We start from the raw sequence: 12,741 nt of genomic DNA on the forward strand, positions 1-12,741 counted from the left end.
GTGCCGGCTCTTTCAGCCGCGAGGCGCGCGCTCAGCTCAGCGCGCGAAGGGCTTCGTACGTGTCGGCCAGGGTCTCTTGTGGATCCCGGTACTTGATGCCGAGTTCGCGTTCGCTCGGTGAATCGTCGGACGCCGGCATCTGCGTGTAGTACTGCATCCCGGCCCAGGTGAAGGGCGTATCGAAGGGTACGAAACGGCTGGCGCGATCCATCACCGCGCCGGCGACGCGCAGAGCGGTATCGGGAATCGGGACCGAGACCATCGCCGACCCGGACACCTCGCCGAGCATCTTCGCCAACTCCGCCGCCGGAACGCGATGGCCGCCCGCCATGTAGCGGCGCGGGCCGTGGCCGGGCTCCAGCAGCGCCGCGTGCAACGCCGCCAAATCGCGGACGTCGACGATCAACCAGGCCCCGCTCCGACCCGGGATCACGTGCATCTGCAGGGCGGCCTTGACGCCCTCGCCGGCCTCGCCGAACTGGTCACCCACCGGTGGGCCGATGACCATGCCGGGGTAGGTGATGTTCACGGGCGCGCCCGCATCCTGCAGGCCGCGGGCATAGATCTCGACCTGCGCCTTGGACGTGCCGTACCCGTCCGCCCCACCGACGACCGGCAGGTCCGCCGACAGCTCTTCCAGGCCGGCATGAAAGAGCGCGCTGAAACTCGACACGTGGATGATCGGATCCAGGCCCAGCTCCACCGACTGGCCGAGGACGTTCTGCGCGCCCTGCATGTTGGTGGTGAGCATCTGGGTGGTCTGGCGCGGGTCGGTGGCGACCAGGGCGGCGCTGTGCACGACGGCTTCACAGCCGTCCAGCGCCTCACGCACCGCCATCCGGTCGGTGATGTCGGCGACGGCGAAGTCGGACACGTCGACGCCCAGTTTGGCCACCGAAGTCTGCAGCTTGCCAGGGTTGCGCACCAGGAACCGGATGGAGTGCCCCGCGTCGGCGATGGCCTTTGCCGTCCACCCGCCGACGAATCCCGTACCGCCTGTGATCAGAACGCGCATGGTGCGATCTTTGCAGGGCCGTCCGGCCTACAGGTGACTGGAGGCGAAGTTGGCGGCCTGGCCGGTCATGCCGTTCACGCCGTAGGACACGTGCGCGGCGAAGTCGTTCCCGGTGCCGGTGCCGCACACCGGATCGCCCTGGGCGCACAGCTCCAGGGTCTTCGGCTGATACAGCGGGCCGATGGCCAGCGGCGGGGCGTGGTACTTCTGCAGGAAGTCGCCCGACGGCGTCCCGAACAGGGTGACCGCGGCGACGTGGTTAGCCACGTCGGGCGGCATCGGTGACGGCACGGCGGACGCCGGCACGCCCGACGGTACGGCCGCCGAGGTGACGTAACCGGCCAACGCCGCGCCCTGCGAATACCCGCCGAGCACCTCGCGGGTGTTGGGACAGTTCTTGGCGGTGGCCTCGACGTGCGAACTGGCGTCACGGATGCCGTCGACGACCGTCTGCGGGAAGTTGGGGTTCGAAAAGTCAGTGCTGGCCGGGTAATTGACCGCGTAGACGCTCAACGATCGGGAGCCGATCTGCGAGCGCAGCGCGTCGACGAAGGACCCGCCGATGCCGCCGACACCGGGCGGCTCACCCGATCCGCGGGCGAACACCACCTCGACATCGGGACACGGGTCCGCGGACGCGGACGGACTCGGCGCACTGGAGACCAGCGCGCCGGCCGCCAGCGCCGCCAGTCCGACGAGCGCAGGCAGCCGACGCGGCGGGGCAAGCTTGCTCACTTCTTGAAGGCGTCTTTCACCTTTTCGCCGGCGTCCTTCAGGCTGGACTTCGCCTGGTCCGCCCGGCCCTCGTCCCTGGTTTCGTGGTCCCCGGTCGCCTTGCCGATGGCCTCCTTGGCCCGGCCGCCCAGGTCCTCGATCTTGTTCTTCAGCTTGTCCTCGTTACTCATGCCGGTGTGGCTACCCAGCAAAGGGAGCAGTTGAAACCCCGAGCCTGCCATCATGGTGGTTGTGAGCGCCGCGATCGTGGTGGCAGTGGTGGTGGGGCTGATGCTGCTCGGCATCGGCATGGTGATCAACCAGCTGCTGCGGCTGCGCAGGTACCTGAGGGACTCGCCGACCGCGCCACCGCCAGGACCCGAGCCCCCGGAGCCGCCCGGCTAGGGGCGGGCCGCCCTACAATCGCGCGGCGACCAAGTTCGCGGCCTGGGTCGTCATGCCGGACTGCACGTACGAGGCGTGGGCGAAGACGTTGATGTTGGAGCCATCCGAGCACGCCGGGTCGCCGGCGGCGCACATGTCGACGGTCTTCGCGGCGTACGGCGGGGCGATCGGCGGGAACACGGTGCCGGACAAGCGATTCGCGAGGGCGCTCGTCGGATTGCCGAAGACGGCGATCGCCGCGACGTGGTCGACCGCCCGGGGTGGCATGGCCGGCGTGGCCAAGTCGATCACGCCGGCACCCTGCGAAAACCCGCCGAGCACCATTCGGGTGTTGGGGCAGCGACCGATCATGTCCTGTACGTGGGCAACCAGGTCGTCGGCACCGTTCTGGGCGCTCGCGGCGAAGGCCTCGGTCGCGGGGTAGTTGACCGGGTAGACACCCATCGACCGCCCGGAAATCTGGGACCCGAGTGAGTCGATGAACGCCTGGCCCACACTGCCGACCCCCGGGGGCTGGCCGGTGCCGCGGGCGAACGCCACCTCGACGGCGGGGCAGGGGTCGGCATGAGCGGCCGGGTTGTTGAGCGCCCCGCCCAGCACCACCCAACTCGCCACGGCCACAACGGCAACGACGATGCGCTTCACACTCATCGCTTCATGCTGACACAGGCGTTCCCACGGGGCAGCGTCAGCGGAAGGTCGGTGTAGGTGACGATGCCCGGCGGCGCGGCGACAACGGCCGGGATCGCGTTGATCGCGGGCATCGCGGTCATGATGTGGCCGAGGTCCATGAACTCCTCGATCGTGGTGGCCTCGAAGTAGGGCGGCGGCAGGAAGCCGACCTTGGTGGTGACCGTCGGCTGCCCGTCGATCTGGATGACCCAGCCGTCCTGGTCGATCTTCCAGTCGGGCTCGAGCGTCTGGCCCTTGCGCCACCGGACGTTCAGGTCGATCAGGGTGGTGTCGCCGACGATGCCCTGCCAGCTGATGTACACCCCCGCCACGCACCCGGCGGGGATGGTCCAGGACGCCATCTCGAGGTCGGCCGTGGTCTGGGCGAACTCGGCCACGCACTTGACGTCGTCGAGTTCGACGCCCAGCGCGTCGCCCACCAGCCGGACGGCCTCGCCGAAGATGGCCGTGCCCTTCGCCGCCATCGCCTGCAGCCCCGGGTGGTCGATCGGCTGCCCGAAGCCCACCGGCCTCTCGGTCTCCGGTGAGTCGTAGAACGTGGTGTCGGCGGCCTCGTTGACCGTGACCTTGTCGATCCGGTTGCACACCATCGCCGACACGATGGCCAGCAGCTCGGCGAAACCCGGGCTCACCCCCGACCCGAAGATGGTGGCGCCGCCCTTCTCGCAGGCCTGAGCGATCTTGTCCCGCCCGTCGCCGAGGTTGCCCCCGGTGATGAAGGACGCCGTCGTCACCACGTTGACGCCCGCGGACAGGATGCGGACCAGCTCGTCGACGTCGATCCACATCGGGTTGTAGACCACGCAGTCGGGTTTCAGCGCGAGCAGGGCGCCGACGTCGTTGGTGGCCGCCACGCCCAGCGGCGCGATCCCGACGAGGTCGCCGGCGTCGCGGCCGACCTTCTCGGCCGACCACGCATAGCAGCCCACCAGTTCCAGCGTGGGGTTGGCGACGACCGACTTCAGCGAACTCTTGCCGACGTTGCCGGTGTTCCACTGAACCACTCGATAGGTGTTTGGCACTCGCTCAGCATAGGGAATGGGTGCTGCCGTTAGTAGGCGGATTCGGCGGCCAGGATCTCGGCGAGGTAGGCGTCGACGGCCGGCCGGTCCAGCCGTGCCCGCGCCCAGCGCCGCACGCGCTCCCGGGTTTCGGCCGACTCCATCGTCACGGCCCCGACTAGGACCGACGTCGCCGACCAATCGTGGTTCCATGCCGCCGATTCCGTGAGCGGACGTTGGGTGCCGTCGGCCAGGGCGAGGGTCGCGCGGCCGTCGGCGTCCAGCGCGCCCGCGCCGGAGATGCTCCCGGAGGTCAGCCGCACCGCGACGCCGGTGGGCGCGTCCGGGCCGATGACCGCCACCCGCACGCGGGCGACGACCTCCGTTCCGGCCGCCTCCACCGTCCAGTCGACGGTGTCCTCGCCGGCGTCGAAGATGCCTGGCGGAACGCCACCCCAGTTGACCGACGCGACGCCGTCGGCGATCGGGGCCGCGGCGCGCGGGCCCGCGCCCGCGCCGGCGGCCAGGGCGTAGTCGTCTCGGCGTCCGCTCGACGGCACCCAAAACGGCTCCGAATCATCAAGGGCGGCAGACAGTTCGGGCCAGCCGGGGCCGTCCACCCCGACCTCGTCGGCCAGCGCGGCGCCGGCCCGGATCAGGTCCAGCGCCCGCGGGTCGCCTTCCGCGGCGTGCCCGGTCAGGGCGGCGGCGTGCGGCGCCAGCAGGTCCGCGACATCGGAATCGAAGGTGTCGTCGGCGAAGAAGCCCTGCGCGCCCGCGGTCAGCACCGCGACCTCGAGGTCCAACAGTGCGCGGTCCAGCCCGACGATGCCCTCGTGCCGGCTGGCCGGCCACCAGCGCCGCAGCCAATGGCCGACGGCCAGCCTGCGGAGCGTCTCCAGCGAGCCCGGCAGGATGTCCACGCCGGCGAGGTCGACGCCGCGCGGTTCGTCCGCCGACGCCACCGCGGAAGCCAGCGCGACATGGCCGGATTCGCCGACCACCCGCCAAAGCCAGTCGGCGCGGCCGACATCGGTGAACGTGATGTGCGTGGCGGCGCCGTCGGGCTCGCCCGGTGCGTCCAGGGTCCACGACAGCACCGCGCCACTGACCTCCAGCACCGCGGCCAGCGGCGTGGCCTCGCTGGCGGGTCCGGTGCTCCACAGCCCCGAATCGGCGACCAATCTCATCCGGCCACCTGCAGTTCCAGCATCGCCTTGATCCGCTGCCGGTGATCGAGGCTCACCGACCGCGCCACGCCCTCGAGCAGCGACCGCACGTCATCGACGTCGTCGCAGGGCTCCTGCCACACGTCGCGGCCGTGCAGCCGCGCCCACAGCCGGCTCAGGTAGGGCTGCGCGTACGCGGCGAGGTCGTCGACCACCTGCCGTTGGCGCGGATGGATCGGGCCGCCCTCGGCGAGGTAGCGCCGGGCGTGCAGCACATAGGCCTCCTTGCGCAGCCGCGCCTGGATCTGCGCCGCCAGGGCATAGCGGCCGGCGGCGGACGGGTCCAGCGGGGCCAGCTCGACCGCGACCTCGATGCCCGCCACGAGAGTGGCCTGCTTGTCCTCGGCCAGCAACCCCCACGGCGCGCAGGCCCGGTCGACCTCCTCCTCGCACAGCAAGGGGATATCGGGCAGCGCGTCGCGGTCCAGCGCGCGGCGCAACGTCGCACGCACCCGGTCCACCACGCTGCGGTCCAGCGGGCGGTCGCCGTCGGCGCCGCCGACCACCTGCGGGGGCCGTTGCGGCGCAACCGCACTCAAGCCCAGACCCACGATTGACCACGGCAGCTCCGCCGCCTGGACCCGGGCCAACGCCCCCAGGTTGTACGGGGTGGCGTCGGCGATCATCGCCGACCAGACGCGTTGCCGGGCCGTCGCGGTGCGGTGGCTGTTGGCCGGTCCGAGCACGGTGGCCAGCTCCGTCAGGAACGGCTCGATGACGGTGTCACCGGCGGCCCGCACGTCGCGCCAGCTGCGGTCGAGCTGGTCGGCCAGCTTGGCGACCGCTTCGGGATCGGCCACGTACCGGTGCAGCACCTCGATCGCGGTGCGGTCGCGACCCTGGTGAATGTCGGCCAGAACCGCGGCCGCCGTCTCGCGATCCTGCGGTGCCGGTGGGCCTTTCGTCACCGCGAGCTCGAAGCACACAGGGAAGTACAGTTCCTGGGCGTTTCCGCTGCGGATGCGTTGCCTGCGGCGCTCCTGTTTGAGAATCTCGAACCATGCTGCGGCCGAACGTAATTCGTCTGCACTGGCGACAATCAGGTCACGCATGGCCGCGGCGGTCTCGGGCGCGACGACGGGGGCGGAGTATTGCGGGTTCGAGCGCAGCCGAAGCACCAGCGGATCGATGATGCGTTTGACGGTGCGGGTCAACGGCCCGCCGTCGTCGCTGCTGAGCACCTCCACGCCGGGGCCGATCGCCCGCCAGGCCGCGTCGATCACCGACCGGCGAGGCTGGCCGACCGCGACGGCCAGCTGCGAATCCGCGCTCATCTGCACAGAATAGGGGCATCGCGCGAAGCGCGGCAGCGGAAAACTTGGGTTCGGTAGCCTGCCGGCCGTCCCACCCTGGGCGCATGAAGAAGCTGTTGGCACTGGTGCACCGGCTCGGCCGTCCGCGGACCCGGGGCGCCGCGGACGCCGCGGTCGGGGTCGGCACGGTCCGCACGGTCGCGCGTCAGGTGTTCATCGAGGTGGTCGCGGTGTCCGGGGAGACGTTCATCGGCAAGTTGGCGCGCTGCGGTGAGGATTTCGATGTGTCGATGCTGCGCCCCGGCCTGGTCGTCCTGGTGGCGTTCGATCCCGCTGCGCGCGAAGAGCTTTCGTTGCCCGACGACGTGCTAGCGGTGCACGCGGCGTTCGTGGGGTCGCGGTGAGCGCTAGCGCGCGCCGTCCACGGCGAAACTGACCACCGCGGCCCAGTACAGCGGGCTGGCCGTCGCGTCGCCGTCGCGCCAGCGCCGCATCCGGTCGCGCTGCCAGCGGTTCACCGCGCAGCCGGCGTCGGTCTCGGCGTCGTGGGCGCGGTCCACTGCGGCCACGATGTCGGCCATCGGATCGGCGGCCGCCTGGGCGAATTGGCGATACGCGGCGGTGGTGGGCAGCGACCAGAGGGTGGCCGTCACCAGCTGTGCGCCGCCCAGGATCATTGCCGCCACCAGCCCGGTGGCCTCGTCGAATCGATAGTCCCCGCCCGACCCGCACGCGAGCAGGGCCACCCGCGGCGGCATCGGCAGTTGCAGGGCCATCAAATCCGAGGCGGTCAGGGGGCGGTGATCACCGATCGGGTCGGCGTCGCCGGGGACCTCTGCGGTGTCGGCGAGGTGCAGCGCGGCGCGATCCGCCTGGCCGTCGGCTGAACTCGCGTGCCCGACGTAGAGCAGCCGGCTCGGGGCCTGGGCGAGCAGCTTGGCCAGCCACGTGCGATCGGCGTCCCGGCGGCGGAACAGGTCGATGGCGGCGGCCGGGGATCCAATCACCGGCAGCACGGGCCGGTGCCGAAGCAACTCGGTGAAGTGCCGCGTCAACGGGGTCTCGGGGGACGGCCTGCCGAGCACCGAACCCAGCGCGGAGTCCGGGCGCTGCCCCGGCACCCGGGGGTCGAGGACCAGCAGCGGCGGGCCGGCCTTCCTGGCTTCCCACGCCGCCGGGACGCGCGGTGAATGGACGATGTTCGGCGGCACCGCCATCAGGACGTCGACCATTTCCATCAGCCGGTGGCCGTCGGTGTGCTGAGCGATGTCGGCGAGCTGCCAGGGAATCCGGGCCGCGGCGCGGCCGCTGGCGGTGATCGCCTCCTGACGGGCGCGCACCAGTTCCTCCTTGCTGGGCCCCGATTTGGGCAGCGCCAGCAGCCCCCACGGGACCCGCGCCAGCCGCGCGCTGGGCGAGACGAACAACACCGCCCGCGGCGTGGCGACGCACTCGGTCAGCAGCTGCCAGCCGGGGGCGCCGACCAGCAACACCCCGAGGATGTAGGCGAGCGTCAGCTCGGCCTCCGCCGCCGCGAACGGACCGGTGGTCAGGGCGCGTTCGATCGCGTCCCGCCGGTCCTCGGAGCCGTGCGGCTCCGGCAAGGCATTCGCCAGCTCTTCCAGCGCGGCGAGCAGCAGCGGCTCTTCGATGACCCAGTTGACGGTTCGCGACGGCTGCCCGACGATCCGCAAGCTGGCGTAGGTGGCGATCCCCACGTCGGCGTACCGCAGGATCAGCGTGGTCCGGCCGGCGCTCACGGCCAGGTCGACCAGGCGGGCTCGGCCGCCGTGACTTCGCGGCCATAGCGCTGCTGCGCGAGCGCGCGATAGTGGCTCAAGATCGGCCCGGCGTCGGGCTGCATGCGCAACGGCGGCAGCGGCCCGAGCCGGGTCAGCGATGCGCCACCGGGAGGCGACGAGCCGGCCGCCGCCAGCGCCGGGCCCGGCTCCAGCTCGGTGTCGACGGGGATTGGCGCCGTGGCCGTCGAAGCCCATTCGCCGGCCTGTGGCCGCTCGGCGCCCGTACCGAACGTCCCTCGCGCGCTGTGGTATTCGACCAGCTCACTGATCAGGTCGGTGTTCTCCCATTCCCAGGCGACGGCGAAGGCGCCGGCCAGAACCGGCGCCGCGATGCTGCGCGCCCATCGTGATCGCGCGTCGGCGTCGGCGATCGAATACCGCACCGAGTCGACCGCGAGGGCGGCCGGCACCTTGAGTTCGGCGGCCTGCTGCAGTTTGGCCATGCCGCGCCAATACTTTTCGGTGCCGATCTCGCCGTGCAGGATGCCGAGTCCCTGCGCCTGCCGCGCCTCGGTCTCCTGCAGCGTCTCGTCGGGATCGCCCGAACTGTCGAAACCCAGGTCCGCCAACGCGTCCGCGCGCCACACCGTGCCCAGATGGTTGTCCAGCAGCGCGTACTGCAGCCAGCTGCTGCGCGGCGACGAGTCGAGCAGTTCGCGGGCCTGGGCGATCAGTTCGACCGCGTCGGCGAAGCGGCTCCAGAAGATCGCGATCCAGCTGCGCTGCAACAAGATACGGTGCAGGTACAGCGGCTTTCCCAATTCCCGCCAGTGCCGTTCGGCGTGCTCCCAGCACTCGTCGGCGGCCTCCAGCGCCCCCGCCCCCAGCCGGGCGAGGCCAAGGTACAGGCAGCAGCGGGCGACGTCGTGCGCGCGGGCGTGGCGGGCGATCACGGGGTAGGCCTCCGACACCAGCCGCTCGGTGCCGGCGTGGTCGTTCGCCGCCCAGCACGCCGTCGCCCGCTCCAACTGCGCTCGCGCCGTGGACAGTGCCCAACCGTTGGCCTGGGCGCGGGCTTCCGCGCGCCGTAACCAGGGATCGGCCTCCGACAGCCGGCCGGTCTCGACGCAGAACCTGCCGTAGCCGATGCCGGCGACCACCCGAAGGTGGTCCGCGGCCTCACCCTTGCCGGCATGGTCTTCGAGGGCGCGAACCACGTTGTCCCACAGCGGGACCGACCGGACGTGCAGGTCGTCGTCGCACAGCGCGGTCGCGCACAATACCGCCGCATGGATGCGCAGTCGCGCGTGTTCGTCCGCCAGCGACGGAAAGTCCGTGTCGGATTCGTCATTCAGCACCGCCAGCGCGGCCGCCGCGCCCTCGTGGTCCCCGATCGCCGCGGCCAGGCCGGCTTGCAGGAACCGAGCCCGCCGCGAGTACCGCCGGATCATCTGCGCGATGCCGGCGTCGCCGGGCATGCCCGCGTAGATCGCCACGCAGTCCTCGATGCGCCGAATGGATTCGCGCACCCCGTCATTCGCGCCGCGGCCGAGGTAGATCTCGCCCAGCTGGGCGAGGACTTCCAGCATCAGATCGTCGCGGTCCTCCCGCTGTATGCGCGGAATCAGGGACAGCAACAGGTCGCGGGCCCCGGCTTCGTCGGCCGCGAACGCCAGGCGGCGCGCGTTGTCCAACTCCTCGGGGATCGACACGGCTGCATCATAAGTCCGCCGATGTCGTCCCGACATGCGAAAGCGGCGAGCGGCGGACGCGTGGTTCAGGCACGTCCGCCGCCCGGCCGCAACCATCAGCCGCAGGTCACCTTGATGTTGAAGTCCTTGGTGATCATTCCGGCCATCGGGTTCTTCAGGTCGGCGCCCTGCGCCTGGCCCGTGATGGTGTAGGTCTTACCGTCCACCGCCACGTCGGCCGAACCGACCTTCGCGCCCATGTTGTTGCTGACCGACAGGGCGTTGCCGTCGACGACCATCGCCAGCGACTCGACCTTCGGGGTGGCCTCGTCGGTCATCACGACCGCCAGCGCCTGCCGCCCGCCGCCGGAACCGCTGCCGATGTCGATCTTGCCGCCCGTCCGGACGCACGTCACCGAGGCCGGGTCCAGGCCCGCCAGGTCGGCGCCGCCGACCTTGACCTGGGCGCCGCCGCCGTGGGCGACGCTGGGGGCCGTGCTGGATGCCGGGCTGGTCGTGTGGCCGCCGCTGGAGCACCCCACCAGCACCGATGCGGCGCCCAGTGTCCCAATCGCAGCCGCGAGAAGACGTTTCACTTCCGGTTCCCTTCCTTCATGCGCCGCCCCGATGGCGTCGCCATGGCGCAAGTACAGGACGCCGGATTCGCTACCGATCCCAAATTCGGCGGCGCCGAGCCGGTAGGCTGCGTCGAGGTCGGCGCTGAGGAAGGGAGACACGCGATGCTGAGCGTGAAGTGGCTGGAAAAGCCTGAGGCCCATGACTTTCCGGCGGCGGCCGACTACCTCACCATGCTCGCGGACGCGAACACCGTCAAGAAGGTCCTCAAGAAGCTGAAGGCCGGAACGGTCACGCACAGGAAGGCCAAAGACATCCTGCGCGCGGCGCAGCTGGGACTGTTGCCGCCCGACAACCCCCACGTCGCCGCCGACCTGACCAAAATCGAGAAAGGCCAACCGCTGTCGCCCATCCTGCTGGTGCGCGGCGACTTCGCGACCGGTGTCCCGCTACAGATTGCCGACGGCTACCACCGCGTGTGCGCGAGCTATCACACCGACGAGAACACCGACATCCCGGTCGTCATCGCGGCCGTGAGCCGCTGACCGGGAGGCGACCATGATCGACATCAAGACGGTGGGAACCGTTCAGGTGCTGACCCTGTCGTCGGGTCCCGTCAACGCCCAGGACGTCGAACTGCTCGACGAGCTGACCCTGGCGGTGCGTGACTTGGGGCGTTCGGACGCCGGCGCGCTGGTCGTCACCGGAGCCGGCCGGGCGTTCAGCGCGGGCGTCGACCTCAACCGGGTGGTGGAGGGCGGCTCCGGCTATACCGATCGGCTGGTCCCGGCGCTGTCCGCGGCGTTCGAGGCGATGTTCGCCTACCCGGGCCCGACCGTCGCCGCGATCAACGGCGCCGCCATCGCCGGGGGATGCGTGCTCGCGTGTGCCTGCGACCGCCGCCTGATCGCCCCGCAGGCGCAGATCGGGGCGGCCGAGGTGCGCGTCGGGGTGCCCTTCCCGGTCGCCGCGCTCGAGGTGATGCGCTACGCCTGCGGCGACGCCGCCGAGGAAGTGCTGCTGGGCGGGCTCAGCTACCGGGGGCCCGACGCCGTGGCCCGCGGGCTCGCCCACCGGGTGGTCACCGAGGACCTCGTGGAGGTGGCCCTGGCGGAGGCGTCCGATCTCGCCGGCATCCCGGCCGGCGCGTACCGCCAGACAAAAACCCAGCTGCGGGCCCCGACGATGGCGCGGATCCGCGAGGGCCGGGCTATCGACGACGAGGTCCGCCGGATGTGGGGCGCGGAGGAGACGCTGCACCGGATCGCCGCCTACGTCGAGCGACTGCGGCGACGCGGCTGATCAGTCCTCGTCGACGGCGTCTTCGACGGCCACGCCGCCCCGGGTGCGCCGCCGCATCCGATGCGAGCCCTTGCCCGTCGGGCGGCGGTTGCGCAGCCCGGCCTGTGCCGCTCCCGCGTCCTCGGACTCAGCGGGGGACGCGGCCGGCGCGGCCGCCGGCTCTTCCTCCGCGGCTTCGGAGCCCTCGGCCTTGACGGTCTCGGTCTCCTCCGGCTCTTCGGCCTCGGCCTCTTGAGGCTCCTCGGCCTCTTCCGCCTCCGATTCCTCGGCGGCCTCGGCTTCGGCGTCTTCTGCCTCGTCGCCCTCGTTGCGGCGCCGGCGCTTCTTGGGCTTCTTCGCCTTGATCGGTTTCGGCGGTGGCGGCGGCAACTCGGCGACGAACGACAGGTAGAACGCGAAGAATCCCAGCAGCGCGATCGCGGCGGCTGCGCCGTAGATCGCGAACAGATACTGGCCGGCGGCGTCCACGCTCAGCCAGATCTCGCTGATCGCCGTGCCGATGATCAGCACGCCCGCCAGCACGTGGCACACGATCGAGGCGACCCTGAGGTTCAGCGCCATCTGCGGCGTCCCCAGCTCCGGCTTGCGCACCCGCAACAGGTTGAACACCACCGGCAGGGCGGCCAGCGCGATCAGCGCACCCGCCGTGATCCGCAGCGCCGTCCCCAACGTCCGCGTGGTGTCACCCATCAGCTCCGGCCAGCGGGGCAGCACGAAGAAGAAGTAGAGGGCGCCGGCAGCAAGGGAGAACAGCAGGTGCCACGGCACGGCGATCTTGCGCCCCATACCCCTCCTCGTGCTGGTGAGTTCACGCCAGCCTAAAGGCGGCCAACCCGAATCCCAACCAATTCGTGCACGTCCGCATGGCGGACCAATTGCGGAGGATGCGGGATTTGAACCCGCGAGGGCTGTTAACCCAACCCGCGTTCCAGGCGAGCGCCATAGGCCACTAGGCGAATCCTCCGTGGCCATGGTAACCGAGGCCGCCGTAGCCGCCGCCACGCGCTCGGCGGCACCGTCGCGCCGGGTATTACACTCGCGATGGACCCCGCGCGGCGTCTATCCTGTGAACTCCCCCAGGGCCGGAAGGCAGCAAGGGTCAATGGGCTCTGTCGGGTGC

At 71.0% G+C, this 12,741-nt stretch carries 15 protein-coding genes, 1 tRNA gene and 1 other RNA gene; 5 read left to right on the forward strand and 12 right to left on the reverse strand.

Annotated features, from left to right (window positions below; genetic code table 11):
* Positions 1-31: 31 nt before the first annotated feature.
* From A9X04_RS08395 to A9X04_RS08405, 3 genes are read right to left on the reverse strand one after another with little or no spacing between them, the layout of a single operon-like run.
* Positions 32-1,015, reverse strand: a complete 984-nt coding sequence (locus A9X04_RS08395) for an NAD-dependent epimerase/dehydratase family protein (protein WP_067919277.1) — start codon at positions 1,013-1,015, stop codon at positions 32-34.
* A 27-nt stretch (positions 1,016-1,042) separates the two neighbouring features.
* Positions 1,043-1,750, reverse strand: a complete 708-nt coding sequence (locus A9X04_RS08400; RefSeq protein ID WP_067919279.1) for a cutinase family protein — start codon at positions 1,748-1,750, stop codon at positions 1,043-1,045.
* Positions 1,747-1,920, reverse strand: coding sequence for a CsbD family protein (locus A9X04_RS08405; protein WP_055403166.1), 174 nt, complete (start codon positions 1,918-1,920; stop codon positions 1,747-1,749). Before A9X04_RS08405 ends, A9X04_RS08400 begins: the two co-directional genes overlap by 4 nt.
* Before the next feature lie 52 nt (positions 1,921-1,972).
* Between A9X04_RS08405 and A9X04_RS30870 the strand changes: the two genes are divergently transcribed.
* Positions 1,973-2,134 (forward strand): hypothetical protein, encoded by a 162-nt coding sequence (locus A9X04_RS30870; RefSeq protein WP_197509096.1) that lies wholly within the window; start codon positions 1,973-1,975, stop codon positions 2,132-2,134.
* A 12-nt stretch (positions 2,135-2,146) separates the two neighbouring features.
* Here A9X04_RS30870 and A9X04_RS08410 read toward each other — a convergent pair whose 3' ends face one another.
* Genes A9X04_RS08410 through A9X04_RS08425 form a run of 4 tightly spaced genes read right to left on the reverse strand, consistent with a single transcriptional unit; the run spans position 2,147 to position 6,331 of the window.
* Positions 2,147-2,785, reverse strand: a complete 639-nt coding sequence (locus A9X04_RS08410) for a cutinase family protein (RefSeq protein WP_082974876.1) — start codon at positions 2,783-2,785, stop codon at positions 2,147-2,149.
* Positions 2,782-3,849 carry a dihydrodipicolinate reductase gene (locus A9X04_RS08415; protein WP_067919281.1) on the reverse strand — a complete coding sequence of 356 codons (1,068 nt, stop codon included), beginning with the start codon at positions 3,847-3,849 and terminating at the stop codon, positions 2,782-2,784. Before A9X04_RS08415 ends, A9X04_RS08410 begins: the two co-directional genes overlap by 4 nt.
* 29 nt (positions 3,850-3,878) lie before the next feature.
* Positions 3,879-5,018 carry a hypothetical protein gene (locus tag A9X04_RS08420; protein WP_067919283.1) on the reverse strand — a complete coding sequence of 380 codons (1,140 nt, stop codon included), beginning with the start codon at positions 5,016-5,018 and terminating at the stop codon, positions 3,879-3,881.
* Positions 5,015-6,331 (reverse strand): hypothetical protein, encoded by a 1,317-nt coding sequence (locus tag A9X04_RS08425; protein WP_067919285.1) that lies wholly within the window; start codon positions 6,329-6,331, stop codon positions 5,015-5,017. Before A9X04_RS08425 ends, A9X04_RS08420 begins: the two co-directional genes overlap by 4 nt.
* A gap of 44 nt (positions 6,332-6,375) precedes the next feature.
* On the opposite strand from A9X04_RS08425, the gene A9X04_RS08430 reads away from it, so the two are divergent.
* On the forward strand, positions 6,376-6,714 hold the full coding sequence (locus A9X04_RS08430; RefSeq protein WP_067919287.1) for a hypothetical protein: 339 nt from the start codon (positions 6,376-6,378) through the stop codon (positions 6,712-6,714).
* Between the two features lie 3 nt (positions 6,715-6,717).
* Here A9X04_RS08430 and A9X04_RS08435 read toward each other — a convergent pair whose 3' ends face one another.
* The 3 genes from A9X04_RS08435 to A9X04_RS08445 form a co-directional block, all read right to left on the reverse strand.
* A complete protein-coding gene (locus tag A9X04_RS08435; protein WP_067919300.1) occupies positions 6,718-8,076 on the reverse strand; it encodes a CHAT domain-containing protein in 1,359 nt (452 codons plus the stop codon).
* Positions 8,067-9,764 carry a hypothetical protein gene (locus tag A9X04_RS08440; protein WP_067919289.1) on the reverse strand — a complete coding sequence of 566 codons (1,698 nt, stop codon included), beginning with the start codon at positions 9,762-9,764 and terminating at the stop codon, positions 8,067-8,069. The genes A9X04_RS08435 and A9X04_RS08440 overlap by 10 nt, the downstream gene beginning before the upstream one ends.
* 95 nt (positions 9,765-9,859) lie before the next feature.
* The gene (locus tag A9X04_RS08445; protein ID WP_067919302.1) at positions 9,860-10,339 is read right to left on the reverse strand and encodes a lipoprotein LpqH; all 480 of its coding nucleotides are present in this window, start codon (positions 10,337-10,339) and stop codon (positions 9,860-9,862) included.
* A 144-nt stretch (positions 10,340-10,483) separates the two neighbouring features.
* Here A9X04_RS08445 and A9X04_RS08450 point away from each other — a divergent pair, with 144 nt between their 5' ends.
* Positions 10,484-10,864, forward strand: coding sequence for a hypothetical protein (locus tag A9X04_RS08450; RefSeq protein ID WP_067919291.1), 381 nt, complete (start codon positions 10,484-10,486; stop codon positions 10,862-10,864).
* A gap of 13 nt (positions 10,865-10,877) precedes the next feature.
* Positions 10,878-11,621, forward strand: a complete 744-nt coding sequence (locus A9X04_RS08455; RefSeq protein WP_067919293.1) for an enoyl-CoA hydratase/isomerase family protein — start codon at positions 10,878-10,880, stop codon at positions 11,619-11,621.
* Here A9X04_RS08455 and A9X04_RS08460 read toward each other — a convergent pair whose 3' ends face one another.
* Together A9X04_RS08460 and A9X04_RS08465 are read right to left on the reverse strand one after the other, a co-directional pair.
* Entirely contained in the window at positions 11,622-12,407 is a 786-nt protein-coding gene (locus A9X04_RS08460) for a hypothetical protein (RefSeq protein WP_067919295.1), read from the reverse strand.
* Positions 12,408-12,499: 92 nt separating this feature from the next.
* A tRNA-Ser gene (locus A9X04_RS08465) sits at positions 12,500-12,585 on the reverse strand.
* Between the two features lie 75 nt (positions 12,586-12,660).
* Between A9X04_RS08465 and ffs the strand changes: the two genes are divergently transcribed.
* Positions 12,661-12,741, forward strand: an RNA gene (gene ffs, locus A9X04_RS08470) — signal recognition particle sRNA small type; the annotation flags it as partial.

This window comes from Mycobacterium sp. E3247, assembly GCF_001667785.1.
In the GTDB taxonomy this organism is placed as follows: domain Bacteria; phylum Actinomycetota; class Actinomycetes; order Mycobacteriales; family Mycobacteriaceae; genus Mycobacterium.

Coding starts and splice junctions, on each gene's coding strand:
- A9X04_RS08405 (WP_055403166.1), bottom strand. CDS start 1,920: ATGAGTAACGAGGACAAGCTGAAGAACAAGATCGAGGACCTGGGCGGC.
- A9X04_RS08425 (WP_067919285.1), bottom strand. CDS start 6,331: ATGAGCGCGGATTCGCAGCTGGCCGTCGCGGTCGGCCAGCCTCGCCGG.
- A9X04_RS08395 (WP_067919277.1), bottom strand. CDS start 1,015: ATGCGCGTTCTGATCACAGGCGGTACGGGATTCGTCGGCGGGTGGACG.
- A9X04_RS08450 (WP_067919291.1), top strand. CDS start 10,484: ATGCTGAGCGTGAAGTGGCTGGAAAAGCCTGAGGCCCATGACTTTCCG.
- A9X04_RS30870 (WP_197509096.1), top strand. CDS start 1,973: ATGGTGGTTGTGAGCGCCGCGATCGTGGTGGCAGTGGTGGTGGGGCTG.
- A9X04_RS08460 (WP_067919295.1), bottom strand. CDS start 12,407: ATGGGGCGCAAGATCGCCGTGCCGTGGCACCTGCTGTTCTCCCTTGCT.
- A9X04_RS08420 (WP_067919283.1), bottom strand. CDS start 5,018: ATGAGATTGGTCGCCGATTCGGGGCTGTGGAGCACCGGACCCGCCAGC.
- A9X04_RS08410 (WP_082974876.1), bottom strand. CDS start 2,785: ATGAGTGTGAAGCGCATCGTCGTTGCCGTTGTGGCCGTGGCGAGTTGG.
- A9X04_RS08455 (WP_067919293.1), top strand. CDS start 10,878: ATGATCGACATCAAGACGGTGGGAACCGTTCAGGTGCTGACCCTGTCG.